At 47.0% G+C, this 21,914-nt stretch carries 17 protein-coding genes; 10 read left to right on the top strand and 7 right to left on the bottom strand.

What is annotated here, in order from left to right; genetic code table 11:
• Positions 1 to 61 precede the first annotated feature (61 nt).
• The 7 genes from BEL04_RS16890 (at position 62) to BEL04_RS16860 (ending at position 11,696) form a co-directional block, all read left to right on the top strand.
• Complete coding sequence (locus tag BEL04_RS16890; protein WP_066005960.1) at positions 62 to 2,998, top strand: sugar-binding domain-containing protein; 2,937 nt, start codon at positions 62 to 64, stop codon at positions 2,996 to 2,998.
• A 55-nt stretch (positions 2,999 to 3,053) separates the two neighbouring features.
• Positions 3,054 to 5,372 (top strand): glycoside hydrolase family 2 TIM barrel-domain containing protein, encoded by a 2,319-nt coding sequence (locus BEL04_RS16885; protein ID WP_066005959.1) that lies wholly within the window; start codon positions 3,054 to 3,056, stop codon positions 5,370 to 5,372.
• A 25-nt stretch (positions 5,373 to 5,397) separates the two neighbouring features.
• Positions 5,398 to 6,162 (top strand): rhamnogalacturonan acetylesterase, encoded by a 765-nt coding sequence (locus BEL04_RS16880; RefSeq protein ID WP_066005958.1) that lies wholly within the window; start codon positions 5,398 to 5,400, stop codon positions 6,160 to 6,162.
• 149 nt (positions 6,163 to 6,311) lie between these two features.
• The gene (locus BEL04_RS16875) at positions 6,312 to 7,109 is read left to right on the top strand and encodes a GDSL-type esterase/lipase family protein (RefSeq protein WP_066005957.1); all 798 of its coding nucleotides are present in this window, start codon (positions 6,312 to 6,314) and stop codon (positions 7,107 to 7,109) included.
• A gap of 104 nt (positions 7,110 to 7,213) precedes the next feature.
• Positions 7,214 to 9,364, top strand: coding sequence for a hypothetical protein (locus tag BEL04_RS16870; RefSeq protein ID WP_066005956.1), 2,151 nt, complete (start codon positions 7,214 to 7,216; stop codon positions 9,362 to 9,364).
• 105 nt (positions 9,365 to 9,469) lie between these two features.
• A complete protein-coding gene (locus BEL04_RS16865; protein ID WP_066005955.1) occupies positions 9,470 to 10,627 on the top strand; it encodes a glycoside hydrolase family 88 protein in 1,158 nt (385 codons plus the stop codon).
• A 142-nt stretch (positions 10,628 to 10,769) separates the two neighbouring features.
• Positions 10,770 to 11,696 (top strand): glycoside hydrolase family 43 protein, encoded by a 927-nt coding sequence (locus tag BEL04_RS16860; RefSeq protein ID WP_066005954.1) that lies wholly within the window; start codon positions 10,770 to 10,772, stop codon positions 11,694 to 11,696.
• A 144-nt stretch (positions 11,697 to 11,840) separates the two neighbouring features.
• Here BEL04_RS16860 and BEL04_RS16855 read toward each other — a convergent pair whose 3' ends face one another.
• The 6 genes from BEL04_RS16855 to BEL04_RS16830 form a co-directional block, all read right to left on the bottom strand.
• Positions 11,841 to 12,896, bottom strand: a complete 1,056-nt coding sequence (locus BEL04_RS16855) for a DUF3667 domain-containing protein (protein ID WP_066005953.1) — start codon at positions 12,894 to 12,896, stop codon at positions 11,841 to 11,843.
• Between the two features lie 47 nt (positions 12,897 to 12,943).
• Entirely contained in the window at positions 12,944 to 14,077 is a 1,134-nt protein-coding gene (locus tag BEL04_RS16850; RefSeq protein WP_066005952.1) for a DUF3667 domain-containing protein, read from the bottom strand.
• A gap of 147 nt (positions 14,078 to 14,224) precedes the next feature.
• Positions 14,225 to 15,520, bottom strand: coding sequence for a nucleoside permease (locus tag BEL04_RS16845; protein ID WP_066005951.1), 1,296 nt, complete (start codon positions 15,518 to 15,520; stop codon positions 14,225 to 14,227).
• Positions 15,521 to 15,683: 163 nt separating this feature from the next.
• Complete coding sequence (locus BEL04_RS16840; RefSeq protein WP_066005950.1) at positions 15,684 to 16,316, bottom strand: hypothetical protein; 633 nt, start codon at positions 16,314 to 16,316, stop codon at positions 15,684 to 15,686.
• 48 nt (positions 16,317 to 16,364) lie between these two features.
• Positions 16,365 to 17,612 carry a chromate efflux transporter gene (chrA, locus tag BEL04_RS16835; protein WP_066005949.1) on the bottom strand — a complete coding sequence of 416 codons (1,248 nt, stop codon included), beginning with the start codon at positions 17,610 to 17,612 and terminating at the stop codon, positions 16,365 to 16,367.
• Between the two features lie 91 nt (positions 17,613 to 17,703).
• Entirely contained in the window at positions 17,704 to 18,045 is a 342-nt protein-coding gene (locus BEL04_RS16830) for a lipopolysaccharide assembly protein LapB (protein ID WP_066005948.1), read from the bottom strand.
• 131 nt (positions 18,046 to 18,176) lie between these two features.
• Between BEL04_RS16830 and BEL04_RS16825 the strand changes: the two genes are divergently transcribed.
• The 3 genes from BEL04_RS16825 to BEL04_RS16815 all read left to right on the top strand — a co-directional run bounded on the left by BEL04_RS16825 (position 18,177) and on the right by BEL04_RS16815 (position 20,651).
• On the top strand, positions 18,177 to 18,914 hold the full coding sequence (locus tag BEL04_RS16825; protein WP_066005947.1) for an electron transfer flavoprotein subunit beta/FixA family protein: 738 nt from the start codon (positions 18,177 to 18,179) through the stop codon (positions 18,912 to 18,914).
• A gap of 124 nt (positions 18,915 to 19,038) precedes the next feature.
• On the top strand, positions 19,039 to 20,016 hold the full coding sequence (locus BEL04_RS16820; protein ID WP_066005946.1) for an electron transfer flavoprotein subunit alpha/FixB family protein: 978 nt from the start codon (positions 19,039 to 19,041) through the stop codon (positions 20,014 to 20,016).
• A 35-nt stretch (positions 20,017 to 20,051) separates the two neighbouring features.
• Positions 20,052 to 20,651: a bifunctional nuclease family protein gene (locus BEL04_RS16815; RefSeq protein WP_066006250.1), complete on the top strand. Its 600-nt coding sequence runs from the start codon at positions 20,052 to 20,054 to the stop codon at positions 20,649 to 20,651.
• Positions 20,652 to 20,655: 4 nt separating this feature from the next.
• Here BEL04_RS16815 and BEL04_RS16810 read toward each other — a convergent pair whose 3' ends face one another.
• On the bottom strand, positions 20,656 to 21,795 hold the full coding sequence (locus tag BEL04_RS16810) for a hypothetical protein (protein WP_066005945.1): 1,140 nt from the start codon (positions 21,793 to 21,795) through the stop codon (positions 20,656 to 20,658).
• Positions 21,796 to 21,914 lie beyond the last annotated feature (119 nt).

Raw genomic sequence — 21,914 nt, 5'->3', positions numbered from 1 at the left:
TATTGAATATACCCGGCCTGCGGTTTAATTACCATAACTTGTTTAAAACAAACAGAGGCTAATGAAACATCGGAACCCGAAATTTAGTGCTCATTTAGCACGGATAATAAGTACCGTATTACTGGCCTTCGGCGTAACAATTTTGTTATCCGGTTTTCAAAAAGACGATCCGAACCAGATATCGCTGGCCGGTGAGTGGCGCTTCCAGATCGACTCACTGGATAAAGGCGTGGCCGAAAAATGGTTTGGTAAAACGCTCAACGATCATATACACCTGCCCGGCTCAATGGCCGGGAACCTGAAAGGGAACGACATTACACTCAAAACCAAATGGACGGGCAGCATTTATGATAGTTCGTGGTATTACAATCCGCGCCTGGCTAAATACCGGCAACCGGGCAATATCAAAATACCTTTCTGGCTAACGCCGCCCAAACATTACGTGGGCGCGGCATGGTATCAAAAAGATGTGATCATCCCGGCAAACTGGAAAGGGTGCACCCTGATGCTTAATCTGGAGCGCCCGCATACGGAGACTACGGTTTGGTTCGACGGTATACAGATGGATATTCAGAACACGATGGTTGTTTCCCAGAATTTTTACCTTGGTGCAGGTATTGTTCCGGGGAAACATACCATCACTTTACGCATCGATAACCGGATAAAGGATATCAACGTTGGGCAGGACTCGCATAGTTTGACGGATCATACCCAGGGCAACTGGAATGGGGTGGTGGGCAAAATAACGCTTACTAAAGAATCGGATATCTATTTTAACGATTTGCAGGTTTATCCTGATCTCAAAAAGAAGGTTGCACATATCAAACTCTCCATAGGTTACCAGAACATCAATAAGCCGGTAGTGAGCACGGTAACCTTATCGGCAAAAAGCTTCAATACAAGCGAGCTTATCCAGATTGCACCGGTAACCAAAAACCTGCTGATTGCCGAAGGGCGTGCTGAACTGGATGTCGACCTGCCGATGGGTAATAAAATTTTAACGTGGGACGAGTTTAACCCGGCCTTATACATGCTCACCGTAAAAATAAGTACCAAAGGCAGCAATGCGGTAAAGCAGGTGCAGTTTGGCATGCGTGAGTTTAAAGCCGTGGGCAAGCAATTGCAGATAAATGGCCGGCCGGTGTTTTTACGCGGCACGGTAAACAACTGCGAGTTCCCGCTAACAGGATATCCTGCCATGGATGTTGCAGCCTGGGACAGGATTTTCAGAATATGTAAGGAGCACGGCTTAAACCACATGCGTTTCCACTCGTGGTGCCCGCCCGAAGCCGCTTTTATTGCGGCCGATAAAGCCGGTTTTTACCTGCATGTTGAAGGGCCGAGCTGGGCCAATCACGGTACGTCTATCGGCGATAAAAAACCGATCGATCAGTTTATTTACGATGAGACCAACCGCATGGCCAAGGCTTACGGTAATTATGCCTCGTTTTGTATGATGGCTTACGGTAACGAACCCCGCGGCAGGCAGGAAGAGTATTTGGGCAAGTTTGTAAATTATTGGAAGGCTAAAGATAGCCGCCGGATATATACTGGCGCTGCTGTTGGCGGCAGTTGGCCGGTGATTAAAGAGAATGAGTATATGGTCCGTGCCGGCGCGGTGCGCGGTTTAAGCTGGAAAGGGCTGCCCGAATCGATGGATGACTTTCGCAGCGGGATAGAAGCTTTCAATGTACCTTTTGTGGTGCACGAGATGGGGCAGTGGTGTGTATTCCCGGATTTTAAGGAGATCAAAAAATACACCGGCGTTTATAAAGCCAAAAACTTTGAATTATTCCAGGAAGACCTGGCCGACCATAGCATGGCCGACCAGGGAGAACAGTTTTTGATGGCGTCGGGCAAATTGCAGGCTTTGTGCTATAAGATGGAGATTGAAAAAGAATTGCGCACACCGGGTATGGGCGGTTTCCAGATGTTGTCGCTGAATGATTATCCTGGCCAGGGAACGGCGCTGGTAGGCGTATTGAGTGCCTTTTGGGATGAGAAGGGTTATATCACGCCGCAGCAGTTCAGCCGCTTTTGTAACTCGGTGGTACCGTTGGCGCGGATACCTAAGTTTGTTTACAATAATAACGAGACTTTTACTGCAAGCACTGAATTATATAATTACGGAGCGGCTCCACTGAAAGCGCAAATCAGTTGGAAGATACGTGATGAACAAGGCAAAGTACTGGCCGATGGAAAAACGGATAACAAAGAGTACCCGATTGGCAATTGCCTGCCGGTAAGTAATATCAGTTTCGCGCTAAGCGGGGTTACCAAAGCATCCAAACTGAACCTTGAAGTAACCGTTGACGGTACCAAATATGCCAACGACTGGGATTTCTGGGTGTACCCATCGGCGCAGGCCACACCTAAAACAGACGTTTATTATACCACTACGCTGGATAAACAAGCCGAAGATGTGCTGAACAATGGCGGTAAAGTGTTTTTGAACGCAGCGGGAAAAGTTGTTAAAGGCAAAGAAGTGGTTGAATATTTTACACCGGTTTTTTGGAACACATCGTGGTTTAAAATGCGCCCGCCGCATACGCTGGGTATTTTGTGCGACCCGAAGAGTGCCGCCTTTGCCGATTTCCCGACCGATTACCACAGCGATCTGCAATGGTTCGATATCGTGAATAAAGCGCAGGTGATGCTGCTCGAAGATTTCCCGAAAGGATTTAAGCCGATCATCCAGCCGATCGATACCTGGTTTTTGAACCGGCGTTTGGCTTTGGTGTTTGAGGCTAAAGTAGGCAAGGGTAAGCTGATAGTTTCGAGCGCTGATCTGTCGCCAGCTATTGAGGGTAACCATCCGGCCGCTAAACAGTTGTTTGCGAGTTTGCAGAATTATATGGCAAGCGACAAGTTCAACCCGGCGTATAGCGTTGACCTGGCCGTGGTAAAAGATATTTTTGAGACGCCGACTAAGGAGCCGTTCAATACTTATACTAAGGATAGCCCGGATGAGTTGAAACCTAAGCCGAGGAAGCCATAATGAATGTGCAAATGCGTAAATGTGCAGATGTGCAAATGACATAGTTTTATAAGATATGAAGACCAAACAAATACTATTATTAATTACAGCAGCCTTAGCGTTGAATACCGCCCGTGCACAACGACAAACCCAGTTATTCGACAGGGGCTGGGTCTTCGAACAGAGCGATGCCAGCGGCGCGGATAAAACCGGTTTCGATGACTCGAAATGGAAAGCGGTGGATGTGCCGCACGATTGGAGCATTTTAGGCAGTGCCAACCAAAATAACCCAACCGGCCGTGGCGGTGGTTATATGCCTTCGGGCATAGGCTGGTACCGCAAGCACTTTACCCTTAACGAGGCCGACGCCAAAAAGAAAGTTTACATTGAGTTTGATGGCGTAATGGCCAATAGTGATGTGTGGATCAATGGCTATCACCTGGGTAAGCGCCCGTATGGCTATATCAGTTTTGAGTATGATATGACCGGGCATGTAAATTTTGGTAAAGAAGGCAACGTGATCGCCGTTCGTGCGGATAATGCCACTCAACCTGCATCACGCTATTATACCGGCGCAGGTATTTACCGCCATGTGCATTTAATTTTAACCGATCTGGTACATGTGGACAATTGGGGCGTATTCGTTACCACGCCGCAGGTATCATCCGCGAAAGCGACAGTACATGTAAAAACTACGGTGGTAAACTCGGATAATAAAACACAAAAAGTGGTTTTGCAAACCAGTGTGGTTGGCCAGGACGGTTCGTCGGGGTTTTCGGCCGAAAGTACGCAGCAAATTGCCGCAGGCAAGAGCTTCACTTTTGAGCAGGATATTGTCGTACCTAAACCTACGCTTTGGGATGTAAATAAGCCGTTTTTATATAAAGCTCAAACGTTTGTTAATGTCAATTACAATACCATCGATAAACAATCGACTCCATTCGGCATTCGCGATATCAGATTCACCGCCGACCAGGGCTTTTTGCTGAACGGTAAAAAAGTAATGATCAAAGGTGTTTGTTTGCACCATGATGCGGGCGCTTTGGGTGCGGCAGTACCGCTGCGTGCCTGGGAGCGCCGTTTGGAAATATTAAAGAATATCGGCGTGAACGGTATCCGTACCTCACACAACCCGGTCGCGCCTGAGTTTTTGGACCTTTGCGATAAAATGGGCTTTTTGGTGATGGACGAGAACCTGGACACCTGGGAAGCCAATAAGCAGCACGGTGAAGGCGGATACAACCGCTTTTTTAAGGAGTGGGGTTTGATCGATACCCGCGACCAGGTAATGCGCGACCGCAACCACCCGTCGATTGTGATTTACAGCGTGGGTAACGAAATACATGATAACCTGAACGATTCGACAGGTTTTAGAAAATATGCCGACCTGCAAAATACCGTGCATAAATACGATGGCACACGCGAAGTGACTATGGCCTTGTTCCGTCCGAATGTGTCGAAAGTTTACAGCAATGGTTTTGTTGAGAAGATGGATGTGGTTGGCCAGAACTATCGCGAAAACGAGTTGGTTGCCGAGCATACCGCACATCCTAACCTGAAAGTTATAGGTACAGAGAATGGGCATACGCAACAAGCCTGGCTGGCTTTGCGCGATAACCCGTATATGGCCGGACAATTTTTATGGGTAGGCGTGGATTACCTGGGCGAAGCCGACTGGCCGAACGTGGTGAACGGGCAAGGCGTGTTCGACCGTACAATGGGCACGAGGCCGCTATCCTTACAGCGCGAAAGCTGGTGGAGCGATAAACCGGTGGTGCACATTGTCCGCCACCAGGAAAATGCCGGCGTTGGTCCTATGGTAGCCGACTGGACGCCGACCGACTTTGATACTTACGACGATGCCCGTGTACAGATTTATACCAACTGCGACGAGGTGGAGCTGTTTTTAAATGGAAAATCGATTGGCGTGAAACCTAAAAATGCGAACGATGCGCCTGTTGATTTCGGGCTGACCTTTGCTAAGGGAATCATCAAAGTTGTTGGCCGCAATAAAGGCAGAGAGGTTACCAGCGAAGAGCTGAAAACCGCAGGCGAACCGGCTAAGATCATATTAACTGCTGATAAAGCAAAAATTGCCAACAGTTGGGACGATCTCAGCTATATAACCGCCACCGTGGTTGATGCCAACGGCGTGCCCTGCCCGCAGGCAGATAAGATCATCACTTTCAGCGCTGATGGTGCCGGTGTAATTGCAGTTACCGACAATGCCGACCTGGGCAACCAGGATGTATATACATCGCCGGTAAGGCATAGCTATAAAGGCAAATGTATTGCTATTATAAAAGGCAATGCACGTTCGGGCAAAATAACAGTCAAAGCTACATCGCCGGGATTAGGGGATGGTACGGTTGAGGTTGAAGTGGGAAGCAGATAGAATCAAGAGTCAAGAAAAAAGAACAATGAAAAAGTACATTATTTCCATCTGCACCATTGCAGTGATAGCGATGGCCTTCAGGTATCAGCAAAAGCCGACGCTTTACCTGATCGGCGATTCGACGACGCATAATAACGATAAGGATATGTGGGGCTGGGGTTCGCTGATCGGGCAATATCTCGACCTGGACAGGATCAGCCTGGTTAATGCCGCCACTGCCGGCCGCAGCACACGCACTTTTGTGAAAGAGGGCCGTTGGGATAAAGTTAACAGCAGCCTTAAGCCCGGCGATTACGTGATTATGGTATTTGGGCACAACGAAGGTGCAAAACCGGATACGACCAGAGCAGGGTACCGTGGCGTGTTTAAAGGTACAGGTCAGGATTCGGTAGTATTAACCTGGAAGGACGGCACACAGGAAGTTGTGCACAGCTATGGCTGGTACCTGCGCAAGTTTGTGCGCGATACCAAGGCTAAAGGCGCTACGCCGATCATCTTATCGATGATACCGCGCCGCGAGTGGGACAAGGATGGCAAAATTATCCGTGCGGATAAAGATTATGGCTTATGGGCCAAACAAATTGCCGACCAGGAAGGCGTGGCTTTTATTGACATGAACAGCATTACAGCGGCGAAATATGATCAGATGCCTCACGACTCTGTTTATGCGCTTTTCCCGCATGAGCATACGCATACCAATAAAAAGGGAGCGGATATCAACGCCCAATCGGTTATCGAAGGCCTGAAGATGCAGCCGGATATCACGTTGAATAACTACATTAAAAAATAGCGTCAAGAATCAAGAGTCAGGAATCAAGAGAATAGAAAATCATGTCATTGCGAGGTACGAAGCAATCGCGAACCTTACAGGGCCGATGATGTATGTCCGCTGCTTCTGTGCGATTGCTTCGTACCTCGCAATGACATAAATATTAAGCAATGAAAAAATACATTTTATCAGTAACGGCAATTGCACTGCTGGCAGTCGCTTTTAAGCCGCAAAATAAGCCGACCTTGTTTTTGATCGGCGATTCGACGGTGAAGAACGGCCGTGATGACGGGCAGCACAAAGGCGCTTTGGGTCAGTGGGGCTGGGGGCACTTTTTGGGCGATTATTTTGATACCACACGCATAGTTGTTGAAGACGATGCGCTGGGTGGTACCAGCAGCCGCACTTTTATGACTAACCCTAAGCTATGGCCTGTAGTTTTAGCTAAAATTAAACCTGGCGATTATGTAATGATGCAATTTGGTGCTAATGATGGCAGCGCGATAAACGATACGGCCCGCGCCCGCGGAACGTTTAGAAATAACAGCGATACCAGCGTAAGCATCCATAACATGTTAACCCACCAGGACGAAGTGGTGCACAGCTATGGCTGGTATATCCGCAAATTCATTAGCGATACCAAAGCCAAGGGCGGAACAGCCATTGTTTGCTCGCTGATACCACGAAACAATTTTAAAGACGGTAAAGTACGACGCGCTAATGGTGCCAGTGATTATGGTACGCTGGCTAAACAGGCTGCCGTGCAAGGCGGCGCATCGTTTTTACCGCTGAATGATATCATTGCCGATGATTATGATAAGGAAGGTCCGGAAGCGGTAACGGCCAAATACTTTACCGCTCCCGAAACGCTGCATACCAACGAAGGCGGCGCCAAATTTAATGCTTTTGCGGTTGTGCAGGGGATTAAGAGTTTGACGGACAGTGATTTGAAGAAATACCTGAAGTAGTCCATAGCCGATAGACCATAGAAGCAATGCTGATAACTATGGTCTATCGACTATGAGCCATCGACTCATTAACTCACACGGATGTCATCACCATCATATCTTAAATGAAATATCAAAAACTTTGCCTGGCAATGATAGCGGGGCTTTTGCATTTTACAAGCCAGGCACAAAAAATTGACCGTAAGGCTTTAGTTGAAAGACATACCATTATCAATACCCAAGCCGATTCGCTGGGTTCGTTATCTGTAGGTAACGGCAGGTTTGCCTTTACGGTGGATATTACCGGTTTGCAAACTTTCCCGGAATATTATGCCAAGGGCGTACCGCTGGGTACGCAGAGCGAATGGGGCTGGCATAGCTTTATCGATACAGTTGGTTATAAGTTTGAAGAAAGCTTAAAAACTTATAATATCAATGGCAGGCCGATCAGTTATTCGGTGCAGGTTAATACGCCTAAGCGAAATAAAGAAGCATCGGATTGGTTCCGCCAGAATGCGCACCGCCTGCAATTGAGCAATTTGGGGTTCGAGATCATTAAAAAAGATTGTTCGATAGCTGCAATATCCGATATTAAAAACATCCATCAGGAGCTGAACATGTGGCGGGGGGAAATTGTCAGCAATTTTACGGTGGAGGGTGTCCCTGTAAAGGTATTGACCTATTGTCATCAGCAAAAGGATGTTATCGCTGTAAAAGTAAGTTCGCCATTACTTAGCGAGGGCAGGTTAAAGATCAGGCTGAAGTTTCCCTTCCCGACCAATGAGTTTGCCGATATGGGCGTGGATTACCACCATCCAGAAAAGCATAGATCGGAAATTGAATATACCGATAACCATAATGCCAATGTTATACATCAGTTAGATTCGGAAGTGTATGAAACTCATTTTAAATGGGATGACAAGGCAATTATGCAAAAAGGTAAAGCATCCCATGAGTTTATCTTATCTCCCGGTAAGGAAGCAACCACTTTTCAATTCAGCTGCATGTTTAAGCAGCGTTACCCGATAAAAAAGCTGCTTATCGAACCGGGTTTTTCGGAAACGCAAAGCAACAGCATTGCCGAATGGCCGAAATTCTGGATGCGCGGCGGAGCGGTCGACCTTTCGGGAAGTAAGGATAAACGTGCCGGTGAACTGGAACGAAGGATCGTTACCTCGCAATATCTCACCAAAATACAATGCTCAGGTAACTATCCACCGCAGGAAACCGGTTTGACCTATAACAGCTGGTATGGCAAACCGCATTTGGAAATGCATTGGTGGCATGGCATCCACTTCGCGCTGTGGGGCAGGCCAGACTTGCTGGAAAACAGTATGAGATGGTATAGCGGCAGGGTTGAGGAAAGGGCTAAAGGCATTGCGCAAAGGCAGGGTTTTAAAGGCGCCCGCTGGCAAAAAATGACGGACCCGGACGGTAACGAAAGTCCCTCATCTGTCGGAGCGTTTCTCATCTGGCAGCAGCCGCATTTTATTTATTTTGCCGAGCTGGATTACCGTGCGCACCCCACCCTGGAGACCTTGCGGAAATATAAGGAGCAGGTTTTTGCTACTGCGGAGTTTATGGCATCGTACGCTTATTTTGATAAAGCCAAAGGACGGTATGTTTTAGGGCCGGGGATGATACCATCGCAGGAGGTACATAACCAGGCTACTACTTTTAATCCTCCTTATGAATTGACCTATTGGCATTGGGCGCTGAATGTGGCCCAGCAATGGCGCGAAAGGCTGAAAATGGGTCGCGATAAGCAATGGGATGATGTGATTAATAAGCTGTCGCCGCTGCCGCAGAAGGATGGTGTTTACCTGGAGGCCGAGAGTGCGCCTGATTCGTACACTAATCCCAAGGATATTACTGATCATCCGTCGACCCTGGCTGCCTACGGCATGCTGCCTTATACGCCGATGATGGATACTACCGTGATGCGCAATACTTTAAACCTGATATGGAAGGTGTGGGACTGGCCGAAAACCTGGGGCTGGGATTTCCCGATGACGGCGATGACGGCCACACGTTTAAACATGCCCGAAAAAGCGATCGACGCCTTGTTTATGCCAATCATGACCAATACCTATCTATCCAACGGGCACAATTACCAGGATAAACGGCTGACTTTATATTTACCGGGGAATGGTGGTTTGCTGGCGGCTGTAGCCATGATGTGCGCCGGCTGGGATGGCTGTCAGGTAAAAAATCCGGGCTTCCCCAAAAACGGGCAGTGGAAAGTTAAGTGGGAGGGTCTGCAAAAAATGCCGTAAATTGCAGGATGCTACAGGACGCAGATATGGATAATTAGACCTAAAATCGTAACCAGATTTGCTGCCCTACAGCATGAGCCGATTAATAACCAAACAAAAAGAACAATGAACAGATATGCCTTAAAATTAAACGCGTTAGCATTAGCCGTTTTGATGATCGTGGCAGGGTTGTCCGCGAAAGCGCAGCAACTGCCTGCCAAAAAAAAGATCATTGCCGATATGGAGCTGGCCAACGCTTATTTTATGAATAAATGGCCCGACCCGGGAGCTACTGTGACCGTTAAAAACCCTGCAGGGGTGCCGGTTACCCGTACCAGCGAACTGTGGACGCGCGCTGTTTATTACGAAGGTTTGATGGCGCTGTACGGTGTAGATCCGCAAAAGAAATTTTTGGATTACGCGATAGACTGGGGCGAAAAACATAACTGGCGCCCGCGCGGCAGCATCGATACCAAGGATGCCGATAACTACTGCTGCGGGCAGACCTATATTGATCTGTACAACCTGGACCCAAAACCTGACCGCATTGAAAGCATTAAAAAATGTATGGACCTGATCATCGCTAACGATGGCGACGGTGCCTGGACATGGATAGATGCGATACAAATGGGTATGCCGGTTTTTGCCAAGTTGGGTGTGATCTATAAGGACGACCCGAAATATTTCGAAAAAATGTACGCCATGTACAACCATACCAAAACGGTTGAAGGCGGTGGCTTATATAATACTACCGAGCATTTGTGGTGGAGGGACAAAGCCTTCGTGCCGCCGTATAAAGAGCCGAATGGTGCCAATTGCTATTGGAGCCGTGGTAATGGCTGGGTTTATGCTGCTTTAGTGCGCGTGCTGTCGATCATCCCGAAAAACGCACCGCATCGCGATGAGTATCTGAAAACCTATATGGAAATGACCAAAGCCATTGCTCCGCTGCAACGCGAAGACGGCTACTGGAATGTGAGCTTAAAGGACCCGACCCATTTTGGTGGCAAGGAGTTGACCGGTACTTCGTTGTTTGTGTACGGTATGGCCTGGGGCATGAATAACGGCTTGCTGGATAAAAAGACCTACAAACCCATCGTAACCAAAGCCTGGAACGCGATGATTGCCAACTCGCTGCACCCGGAGGGCTTTTTGGGCTTTGTGCAGGGCACAGGTAAAGAGCCTAAAGACAGCCAGCCGGTGAGTTATACCAATATCCCCGATTTTGAGGATTATGGTTTGGGGTGCTTTTTGCTGGCCGGGAGTGAGTTGACAAAGTTGTAGTCGTGAGTCCGAAGTCAGAAAGTCCGAAAGAAATAATTTATAAAATATGTCATTGCGGGGTACGAAGCAATCTCTTGCTGTGCAGATCGAACCCGCCTGTGTGCGGTTGCTTCGTGCCTCGCAATGACATGAAATATTAATAATGAAACGAGCACTTCTAACCATCGCTGCTCTGCTTATCGCGATAAGCACTTATGCGCAGCAAAAAGATGTATACCTGTTTTGCTACTTTAAAAATAACGGGCAGGACGGTTTGCATTTAGCCTACAGCGAGGATGGGTATAAATGGCAGGCGCTAAAAGGCGATAGTTCTTTCCTGAAGCCGATGGTGTCCAGGGATAAGATCATGCGTGACCCATGTATCATCCGCGGTGCCGATAGTCTGTTTCATATGGTGTGGACGGATAGTTGGACCGATCGCGGGATTGGCTATGCAAGTTCAAAGGATCTGGTTCATTGGAGCGAGCAGCAGCAACTGATGGTGATGGATAAAGAACCTACAGCGCAAAACTGCTGGGCGCCCGAAATTACCTATGATCCTGGAAGTAAGGAGTATATGATCTACTGGTCGACTACGATACCCGGCCGTTTCCCGCAGGCTGATACATCCGCCGAAGGCAAAAAATACAATCACCGCATTTATTATCAGCTCACTAAAAACTTTAAAACCTTTACCGATACCAAAGTGCTGTACGACCCGGGTTTTAACTGTATCGACGCCACGATAGTTAAAGATGGCAAACGGTTTGTGATGTTTTTTAAGAACGAGACCAAGCTGCCCGTAGAGAAAAACTTGCGCATTGCCTATGCTGATAAACTGACCGGACCGTACAGTAAACCCAGCGCCGCCATTACCGGTAATTACTGGGCCGAAGGGCCGACCACGCTAAAGATCGGCAACCAATGGATAGTATACTTTGATAAATATACCCAGCATAAATACGGCGCAATTATCTCGACCGACCTGAAGAACTGGACCGATATCAGCGATCAGATCAGTCTGCCGAAAGGCATCAGGCATGGTTCGGTTTTTAAGATCACACGGGAAGAACTGGCTGCTTTGAAATAGAAGCATGAATCAGGAAGCGAGAATCAAGACGTGAAACAAACTGATTGGAATATGCTTCTCAAAGAACAATTGCCGGAGTATATCCACGAGATTCGACGGGCAAAAGTGGCTGTCGGAAAAATTACAGTGTCAGGCCGGAAGATATCAGGCAAGCATAGCCGATAGTATAAACACAAAAACTATACACACCATGAAGCTTGCCCAGTAGGCAATGGATATGCTGATGATCTTGGTAATGGTGCGGAACCGGCTGCGCTGGTAAATGATACGCAGCGAGCGGTAAACATACCAGATGATGGTAACAAATGAAAACAGATCCAGGAGGCCCCTTACCGAAAGCCAGCTATCGGGCAGCAGCATCTTAATAAGCATAATAAATATCAGAAACAGGAATACGAAACAATGCAGGTGGAACGAATAGATGAGATGTTCCACGTAGTATTTGTGGTTTTTACGGAACGTGACCTTTAAAAACCATGCAAAGAGCGGCAACAGCAGAAACATCATTTTCGGAAAATTATGCTTAAAACCTTCCAAAATGGCCTCGTTGGGCGTTTGGCCCCGTGCTTTCCATTCGTAGTATTTTTTATTGAGATAACGGTCGATAAAACCGTCGCGTTTATTTACGGGTAATTTTTGTTGCTTTTGCAGGTATTGCTCATAAGTAGCGGTACTGTCGTCGTCGAATACAATACTCCCGAACGAGCCTATCGATGCAGTGTTTTTATCGTTTGCCCGTATTTTTTTATTGATATTAAACCCGCTTGTTTTTTGTTGTAAGGCTTTTTTCTGTGCAGGTGTTAAGCCATGATAATCGTTAATGGCCCGGTTTACACTATCGACCACATGCTCGGTTGTGGCATGTTTTTGCTCGACCCGGTTTTCCTTACTGTTGTTGTTAAACAGCAGGATAAAATAAACCAGGCTGATGAAGATATACATGCGGATGGGGTGCAGGTACTGGGTACGTTTACCGGCCATGTAGTCAACGGTGAGCTTGCCCGGCTCAAAAAGCAGTGGTTTAAGGGTATGAAAAAACTTCTCGTCGAAATGAAAATAATCGCCAACAGCATGCACCATCAGGTGGCCGAAATCTTCCTTTAACTCCAGGTTCTCCTGCCCGCAGTTGTTGCAGAAATGCCCTTCGAAGGTGTTGCCGCAATTGAGGCAGTTGTTTTCGGTGCGATAGTGCTTTTTCATTAAACGTTAATGGCAGTTCAATTTACATTTAATTTTTCGAAAAGGAATTAAGCAAGCATATAAACAACTTGGCGAATGATCTCGTAGCTGATTCCGAAAGCGATAGAAAGGCAAATACCCAATGTAACCATTTTGCGGATGGTGAGCCATGGTGGTCGTTGGTAAAATGTTCGTAAGGCAGTATATGCGTACCAAATAACTACAGCATAAGATAAAAGGCTAAATAACTCCGAGTCGTTAAAAATAAAATGGTTGATGGGTACTGCTACAATTTCGAAGATAAAGAAGGCCGTAAAAAAATGAATGGTGAAAACAATATGCTCCACATAATACCGGTGATTTTTACGGAAGTTGAGCATAATAAAAAATGCGAATAAAGGCATCAGGATAAAATAGAGCTTCGGCTGGTAATGCTCAATCTCTTTATCCAGGCTCCAGTCTTTACCTGTACGTTGTTTGATATCGATATCGCGGCGTTTTTTGTAACGGTCCCAAAAGCCGTCGCGTTCATCTTCGGGTAATTTTGCCTGCCTTTTCAGGTACGATGCATAAGTGCTGTCCTCGCGGGCAATATAAGTTTCGGTATGATCGTCGACGGCTTCCTGCAAACTATCGCTTGGGTGGGCTTTATTAACGGCTTTTAAACTATCAAGCACCACTGTTTGACGGGCAAAAGGCAACGCCTCAAAGCTTTTGTTCCGGGCTTTGGCTATGGCCCTGTCCATGCCTTTAAGCGCTTCTTTTCGGGCGATTTCGGGCATGGGAGCTTGCATAATCGCATCTTTGGCTTTCTTTAATGAGTCTGCTTTTCCCGGGGTTACTTTTGCGGTGGCTACAATTTGATCATCATCTTCGTCCTTATCTGCTTTATGCTGCAGGTGAGGTACCACGAGGAAATAAAAAATTGATACGAAGATATACATGCTAACCGGCTGCAGGTACTTGGTACGTTTGCCATCCAGGTAAGCCAGGGTAAGCTGGCCGGGTTTGGTGAGCAGGGGCACCAGGGTATTGAAAAATTTTTCGTCGAAATGAAAATAATGGCTGATGCTATGCCCCAGGAAATGCCAGAAAGGCTCTTTGAGGGTCAGGTTTTCCTGCCCGCAATCGTGGCAATAATGTCCCTGCAGTTCGGCGCCGCAGTTCAGGCAATCGTTTTCATGTCGGTGATGGTGTTTCATCGGCGTGTGATAGAGCTTTCGGTCAGGTAGTTGTACTGGCCTAAAATAATAAAAATGCCTCAACCGGCAAGGGTAGTTTGATAAAGAGATAGTTTTTTTGCGGACGGCTCTGTCATAAATAAAAAAGCCAGTTTACTGGCTTTTTTATTAGGGTAGCGGCGAATCAAGACCGCCCTTCATCGGCGGGTGTGCATCCCGTATAGTGTGAGCCAATGCTAAATTGTGTTTGTATTTAAAAGCAAAAGGGAATATTATGGCAATTGTTAAAGCATAGGCCGCAAATGCCAGCCAGATGCCGTGCCAGTCTTTTTGTCCGTTGTGGGTAAAAAAATTGTCGATCAGCAAGCCGCTGCCTATGCTACCGAAAAATGCGCCAAAGCCGTTTACCATCATCATAAACATACCTTGTGCGCTTCCTCGTATTTCGGGAGCTGCCTGGGTTTCGACAAACAGCGAGCCCGAAATATTGAAGAAATCGAACGCCATGCCGTAAACTATACACGATGCGATGATCATCCATAAGCCATCGTCGGGGTTACCAAAGGCAAACAGCCCAAAGCGCAGCACCCATGCCAGCATACTGAACAGCATGACATATTTGATACCGAACCTGCGTAAAAAGAAAGGTATGGCCAAAATGAACAAGGTTTCGGATACCTGTGAGATGGACATAATAATGGCCGGATATTTTACCGCTATCAGGTTTTTATAGGCCGGTACGTTTTGAAAATCGTGCAGAAAGGTATCGCCATAAGCATTGGTTAGCTGCAGTGCGGCACCCAAAAGCAACGAGAACATAAAAAATATAGCAAAGCGGGAACTCTTAAATAACGAGAAGGCGTTTAAGCCAAATTTTTCGGCAAACGATTTGTTTTGGCCTCCTGTTAACATTGGCGGGCATTTTGGTAAACCGAACGCGAATATGCCGAGCAGCAAAGCTACGGCCGATGCAATGTAAAACTGGTTTGCCGAAGTCTCATTATGGGTAAGGCTCACCGTCCATAAGGCAGCAATAAAGCCTATAGTTCCGAACGTACGGATAGGCGGATAATCTTTAACCACGTCGCCGCCGGCACTTTTTAGAGCCGAGTATCCAACTGTTATCGAAAGCGACAAGGTTGGCATGTAGAAGATCATATTAAGCAATATTACCCAGAAAAATGCCGAAGGATTAGTGACCATCGGTATGCACGCCAGGGTTATTGCACCCAAAATGTGCATAATGCCATAAAGCTTTTCGGCATTAATATATTTATCGGCAATAATGCCGGTTAAAGCGGGCATAAAAATAGCCGAGATACCCATGGTTGAGAATATTGCCCCGAATTGCGCTCCCGACCATCCTTTATTCTGAAACCAGTATGCCCCAACAGTAAGCAGCCAGGCTCCCCATATAAAAAATTGAAGAAAGTTCATTACTATAAGGCGAAGCTTGATGTTCATACAATATCTGGTTTTAAATGTTTGCTATTGAAAACGGAAAGTAAAGATTTTTTGGGAAAAAGAAACTATTGTGCAAAAAAATCTTTAAAACACGCTGCAAACTAAAATAAATGCAGTGCGGGTTATTGGTATTGCCATATTATTGCGAACCGGTTTTGCGCAATTACCAACCAGCCGGTCGGCCATGTTTGGTAAATATCGCTGTAATGGTGGCTGATGATGTTTGTGTATTCGTCATTCTGCCGGCTTTCATGATCTGGCCCGGTATTCCATCGCGGCCGGGAAACGGCGGCGGGTGGACATGGAATTTGTAAGTAATTTCATCAATTACCGTGGTTAATTCATAAGCGTGATCATCCCTTGCGGGAGTGATCTCGGCCCAGGTGCCTGCGTCTATATGTCGCTGTCGTAATTTTTTGCCATCGCTTAGGGTACTGATCTCAACCGATCCGGCCCTCGCTGCCACAACCCGAGCATCGGCATTAACGGCAGCTACTATGGCGGTGGCATCGGTAAAATCGGTACCGGCTGCTTTTAATTCGTCGAGTACAGCTTTGGCTGTGTGATAAATATCGGTAGGGAAGTGTGTTACTGCTAAAAATATCGAACTATGACTCGGATCACCAACCTTTACCCGCTGCACAACAGGTTTGGATTTTTTTTGCAGGGGTACTTCCTCGGCAGCAGCAGCCCTTTGGAGCGCCGGAACGGCGGGGAGGCTTATACCCTTTGAACGGGTGTTGCCCGGATCAATTTGCTGATGATCAGGTAGCCGGCGCTGGATGCTGCTTTTCATAACTTATATAAAGCTATAAAAAATATTATGTAGTTAGTTTAGAGAGCGTTAAAATATCAACCCCAACACAACACCGATAATAATTATAAAAGGCGTTTTTATTTTGGTGAATTTGAGGAGCAGGAATGTGCTTATAGCTACACCTATAGCCAACAAGTTAAAGCCCATTGGGCGGGTAAGCAGGATGAGGGCCGTGGCCATAAAACCAACTGCCACCGCATTAATACCGCTGAACGAGTTTTTAATACGGGTTATCTTGCGCAGATCGTTCCAGAAAGGGACGATGAACAGGATGAGGATCAAACCCGGCAGGTTGATCCCGATAACGGCCACAATGGCCCCTGCAATTTGCCCGCCTATGCCGTAGCCCTGGTTGCCCATACTCATGCCGCCTACAAACGAGGTGAACGAAAAGGTCGGTCCGGGCAGGGCTTGCTGCAAAGCATATCCCGAAAGGAACTCGGATGCGCCCAGGTAATGTTTTACCTCGACAAACTCGGTGTACATGAGCGGTACCAATACCTGCCCGCCGCCAAAAATGAGGATGCCGTTTCGGTAAAAGTTTTCGAATAGCCGGATAGGCAAACTGAAAGGAGAAGTGCGGTTGATTAAAGCGCCCAATGCAGCGAAAAATAACAGGATACCGATAAAGTAGCCTACCTTTTTAGGGTTCACGTTGGCGAAGAGGCTTACGCGGATCTCGTTTTCCTGCGGCTGGGTTTCCATTGCCGATGAAATGATGCCGCCCATCATGATCAAAATAGGGAAGGCGTAAGGGTTTTGCAGGATAAGCGTAGTGATGAGCGAGCCGATGGCCAGCATACTGCTTACCCTGGTTTTTAAAAATTTATAGGCAAAGGTATAGGTAGCGTAGGCTACAATGCCAATGGCCATGGGTTGTATAAAGCGTAATATTTCGACAAATCGTTCGCGGGCGGCAAACATTTTAAAGCTGATGGCCGCCATGCACATGATGGTTGCTGAAGGCAGCAGCCAGATCAAAAAAGTGATGATGGCCAGCCACAGGCCGCCCACCTTCCAGGCAATGCCCACCAGCGTTTGGGTAGATGACGGGCCGGGTAATATCTGCGTAAGCGCATTAAGTTCCATCAGTTCGTCTTCCTTGATATAGCCGCGTTTCTCCACAAACTCGCGCATCAAAACGGCAATATGCGCCTGTGGCCCGCCAAAAGAGGTGAGCGTATAGAGTATCACATCGCGAAGAAACAAAAACCGACGAGCCCCCACCCCCACTGAAGGAGGCGTTTTTTGAGAGGCAATATGTTGATCCGTCATCGTATCATTTTTGCTATAGCGATGGATTTCAAACCTATCGCTATGTAGTTATTTGTCATTTGCCCATCTGCACATTCACATATCTGCACATTTAATAATCATCGTCATCATCATCAAAACCCTTCAGTTCCATATACACAGCTTGCAATTCGCCCAGGGCATGGTTGTCGCGGGCTTCTTTGGCGGCCAGCATACCCTTTTCGTAAACGGTAATCGCATCATCGGCGCGGTTTAATGCCTCGTACAATTTACCCAGGTGGTAGTAGTTGCCTACATATTTCGGGTGGTTATGGTAAAGGTCCTCATAATAAAAAAGGGCTTTTTCGGTATCATTGATGCGCAGATATTCGGTGGCGAGCGCATATTTTAAAAACTCATCATCAGGCTCGTTCTTAAAAAACTCCAAAAGCTTTTCTAATCGTGTATTCTGCATTTTAATCTCTGTACTTTTTAATCTAAATTTGTGGCACGTTAAATTTTGATAAGGCCCGTCGCTTTTCTCCCCGCAATAGCTGATAAACCTTATCGGGATTTTTTCGTTTTGATAAAACCAATTTATAGCTCATGAAGATATTAGTTTGTATTAGTAACGTACCCGATACGACGACAAAAATAACTTTTACCGATAATAACACGCAATTTAATACAGCCGGAGTTCAGTTTATACTCAATCCTTACGATGAAATTGCTTTGGCACGAGCCGTTGAGCTCGCCGATGGCGGTAAGGGTACCGTTACTGTAATAAACGTTGGCGAAGCCGCTACCGAGCCTACCATCCGCAAGGCGCTGGCCATCGGTGCCGATGATGCCGTTCGTGTTAACGCCAAACCTCACGACGCTTATTTTGTGGCTTACCAGGTAGCCCAATACGTTAAAGAAAACGTGTTCGACCTGATACTGACAGGTCGCGAATCGATAGACTATAACGGCGCGAAGGTTGCCGGTATGGTGGGCGAATTTTTGGATATCCCATCGGTTTCGATCATCAAAAAACTGGATGTTGATGGCACAACCGCAACTGTTGAGCGTGAGATAGAAGGCGGCAAAGAAGTGCTGACGATTCCGTTTCCGCTGGTGGCAGGCACTGCCGAAGGTGCAGCCGAGCCCAAAATACAAAACATGCGCGGTATTATGTCGGCACGTACCAAACCATTAAAAGTGGTTGAGCCTGCCGATGTAAAACCGTTATCCGAAATTATAAGTTACGAAACACCCGCCCCCCGCGGCCAGGTAAAACTGGTGCCTGCCGGTGAGGAAGGCAGGCTGGTAGAATTGCTACACAGCGAAGCGAGGGTGATATAGGGTATAGCGATGTGCGTATTGCGTAATGCGATACCGGCACAGTCTAATACCTGCGATTTATTAACATAGATACAAAACAGTAGAGGGTCGCAATACTCAATACGCAAATCTCAATACTAAACACATGTCAGTTTTAATATATGCTGAGAATGCCGACGGCAAATTCAAGAAATCAACTTTCGAAGCGGTTTCGTACGCCAAAGCCATAGCTGCTCAAAATAACACCAGCCTTGTTGCTTTATCTATTGGTAATGTAGCTAATGACGAATTAGCTGCCTTAGGCAAATACGGCGCCGATAAAGTTTTAAACGTAAGCAGCGATCAGTTGAAAGCATTTGTTAACCAGGCCTACGCTTCGGTAATTGCCGAGGCTGCTAAAAAGGAAAGCGCGAATGTTGTGGTGCTTTCGAACTCTTTTTCGGGAAAAGGCCTGGCGCCGCGCATTGGCGTTAAATTAAACGCCGGCGTTGCCGATGGCGCTGTCAGCCTGCCTGAGCAAAACGGCGGTAAGTTCACGGTAAAGAAAACAGCTTTTTCGGGCAAGGCATTTGCCGTTGTGGAGTTGACATCGGATAATAAAGTGATCTCGCTTACGCCGAACTCATACAAAGTGGCTGAAACTGCCGCTGCCGGAACGGTTGAAGATTTTAAGCCCGAAGTAAAAAGCAGCGATCTGAAAACCATCATCAAAGATATCGTAAAAGCTACCGATAAGGTTTCATTACCGGATGCCGAGATCGTGGTATCGGGTGGCCGCGGCCTGAAGGGCCCCGAGAACTGGGGGATGATAGAAGAACTGGCCGGCCTGTTGGGCGCCGCTACAGCTTGTTCAAAACCGGTATCGGATGCCGGGTGGCGCCCACACAGTGAGCACGTTGGCCAAACCGGTATTGCGGTGAGCCCTAATTTATATATTGCAATAGGTATTTCGGGTGCTATACAGCACCTGGCGGGCATCAGTTCATCGAAAGTGATCGTGGTGATCAACAAAGACCCCGAAGCGCCGTTCTTTAAAGTAGCCGATTATGGTATTGTGGGCGATGCTTTTGAAGTGGTACCTAAATTAATTGAAGCAGTAAAAAGTTATAAAGCATCGGCTTAAAACCGTAAATTCGCTTCGACGAGATGGGTAATAATATGAAAAAGATCAAGCTCGATATTGTAGGTTTGTCATACAGCCAGACACAATCGGGCGCTTATGCCCTGGTGTTGGGCGAGGTTAACGGGCGCAGGCGCTTACCCATCATCATCGGCAGTTTTGAGGCCCAGGCCATCGCTATCGAGATAGAGAAGATGACCCCGAGCCGCCCCCTCACGCACGATCTGTTCAAAAGCTTTGCCCAGGCTTATCATATCAATATCCAGGAGATCATCATCTATAACCTTGTCGACGGTATTTTTTATGCCAAGCTGGTATGTTCAGATGGTAAAAAAGTGGTTGAGATAGATGCCCGCACATCCGATGCCATTGCGATGGCCGTGCGGTTTGAGTGCCCGATCTATACCTATGAGTTTATCCTGTCGAGCGCTGGTATCGTGATAGAAGGGAACGATTTTGTTTACCTTGAAAACCTGAATGAGCCCGGCGACGATAAAGCTACCGTCCAGCAGGGAAACAATTATGCATCGTTGAGTAACGAGGAACTGAAAACGAAACTGAACGAGGCCCTGGCCGAAGAATCGTACGAAAAAGCAGCCAAAATACGCGATGAGCTGAACAAGCGCAGGGCATCGTAGATAATCAGTTTATATTTTCTTCTACGATACCTGTTTCATTTTCCGGTATTGTTGGCGGAGCGGGGTCATGTTCGGTTAGCCATACCTCGCCTGCAGCTCTGCTCGAACTTGTGCCGAGGCCAAAACCCCAGGGGCCCGAAAGAACACCCATTGCCGAAAGGATACTTGGGATTAGACCGATATTGATTTCCTCCACGCCAAAATCCTGCTGTAACCTATCTTTTATAAAATTTTGTTTAAGATCGGGCCTGATTTCGAGCAGCATCGGGGCCGCCGGGATTTGATTTTTTAATACGCCATACTGATAATTTTTTCCCATTTCCATCCATTGCGCCTTCTTTAATGCATAAGCCTCTTCAACTTGTTTCTTTTGTTCCTCAAACTCTTCCTGCGTTAATCCCGCCGATACGTTGTCCCGGTTTGCGCGCATGAGCATTAGCGTCCCCGGGGATAGTGACGGGTAAACAACCTCGGCATAACGCGGTACTTTTTTATCCCAGTTATCTTTATCAAATATATGCCCGCCGCTTTCGGCAGCGGTCAGGTCTATCCAGGCTACGTCTTCCCCGGTATCCGATTTCCTCAACACAAGATCGGGTCTTGTGCCACCTACAACAACCTGGTAATAGATAGTATATCCGCCGGGTGGAGTTGGTCTGAACGGCCCCAGGACATTGCTCACCAGCGATTCGACCACGTAACCGAATGTAGCAGCCATTAATGGTACCGGTAAGCCAGCCAGATGCATGTCCCATTTTTCTTTCCACAGTTCAGTGTAGCCATCTAACCCTGCATAAGGGCCAAGACCCGGGGCATTCACTGCAAATTTGTAAGCATTTTGCGCCAGTTCGTTAACATGGTTAAAAAACTCTTCCGCAACAGCGCCTAACTCAGTACCATCATTCTTTTTGTTAACCACTTCCCGTTGTACTACGCCCTCCCCTGCAAAAGAGTCTTCTTTCAATTGCAAAGGCTGCCCTTCAGTTTCTGCCTGATTTTCCTGCTGTTCACCTTCAGTTTTTTGCGCAGGTTTTTGCTGCAATACCGGTACGGCAGGCATACTTCTACCTGCACTTCCGCTGTTATTAGCAACTGCTTTAGAGGTGTTTTGCGAGGTTTTTATTTCCGACCGGCTGAAATGCATATTATTTTATATGACTTCGGACATGATAAATATCTATAAAATAATCGCATATATTTAATCTTTACAACATTAATTTCACTGGTATGATTATTTGAAAATTAATGAAACAATGCTCAAAA

This window comes from Mucilaginibacter sp. PPCGB 2223, assembly GCF_001705515.1.
Classification (GTDB): Bacteria; Bacteroidota; Bacteroidia; order Sphingobacteriales; family Sphingobacteriaceae; genus Mucilaginibacter.
This window is presented reverse-complemented; position numbering and strand designations above follow the sequence as displayed.

What these genes read in the sequence shown, in the direction of transcription:
- BEL04_RS16870 (WP_066005956.1), top strand. Translation starts at nt 7,214, where the DNA reads ATGAAATATCAAAAACTTTGCCTGGCAATGATAGCGGGGCTTTTGCAT.
- BEL04_RS16840 (WP_066005950.1), bottom strand. Translation starts at nt 16,316, where the DNA reads ATGAAAAGCAGCATCCAGCGCCGGCTACCTGATCATCAGCAAATTGAT.
- BEL04_RS16890 (WP_066005960.1), top strand. Translation starts at nt 62, where the DNA reads ATGAAACATCGGAACCCGAAATTTAGTGCTCATTTAGCACGGATAATA.
- BEL04_RS16865 (WP_066005955.1), top strand. Translation starts at nt 9,470, where the DNA reads ATGAACAGATATGCCTTAAAATTAAACGCGTTAGCATTAGCCGTTTTG.
- BEL04_RS16850 (WP_066005952.1), bottom strand. Translation starts at nt 14,077, where the DNA reads ATGAAACACCATCACCGACATGAAAACGATTGCCTGAACTGCGGCGCC.
- BEL04_RS16880 (WP_066005958.1), top strand. Translation starts at nt 5,398, where the DNA reads ATGAAAAAGTACATTATTTCCATCTGCACCATTGCAGTGATAGCGATG.
- BEL04_RS16875 (WP_066005957.1), top strand. Translation starts at nt 6,312, where the DNA reads ATGAAAAAATACATTTTATCAGTAACGGCAATTGCACTGCTGGCAGTC.
- BEL04_RS16820 (WP_066005946.1), top strand. Translation starts at nt 19,039, where the DNA reads ATGTCAGTTTTAATATATGCTGAGAATGCCGACGGCAAATTCAAGAAA.
- BEL04_RS16830 (WP_066005948.1), bottom strand. Translation starts at nt 18,045, where the DNA reads ATGCAGAATACACGATTAGAAAAGCTTTTGGAGTTTTTTAAGAACGAG.
- chrA (WP_066005949.1), bottom strand. Translation starts at nt 17,612, where the DNA reads ATGACGGATCAACATATTGCCTCTCAAAAAACGCCTCCTTCAGTGGGG.
- BEL04_RS16815 (WP_066006250.1), top strand. Translation starts at nt 20,052, where the DNA reads ATGAAAAAGATCAAGCTCGATATTGTAGGTTTGTCATACAGCCAGACA.
- BEL04_RS16825 (WP_066005947.1), top strand. Translation starts at nt 18,177, where the DNA reads ATGAAGATATTAGTTTGTATTAGTAACGTACCCGATACGACGACAAAA.
- BEL04_RS16860 (WP_066005954.1), top strand. Translation starts at nt 10,770, where the DNA reads ATGAAACGAGCACTTCTAACCATCGCTGCTCTGCTTATCGCGATAAGC.
- BEL04_RS16845 (WP_066005951.1), bottom strand. Translation starts at nt 15,520, where the DNA reads ATGAACATCAAGCTTCGCCTTATAGTAATGAACTTTCTTCAATTTTTT.
- BEL04_RS16885 (WP_066005959.1), top strand. Translation starts at nt 3,054, where the DNA reads ATGAAGACCAAACAAATACTATTATTAATTACAGCAGCCTTAGCGTTG.
- BEL04_RS16855 (WP_066005953.1), bottom strand. Translation starts at nt 12,896, where the DNA reads ATGAAAAAGCACTATCGCACCGAAAACAACTGCCTCAATTGCGGCAAC.
- BEL04_RS16810 (WP_066005945.1), bottom strand. Translation starts at nt 21,795, where the DNA reads ATGCATTTCAGCCGGTCGGAAATAAAAACCTCGCAAAACACCTCTAAA.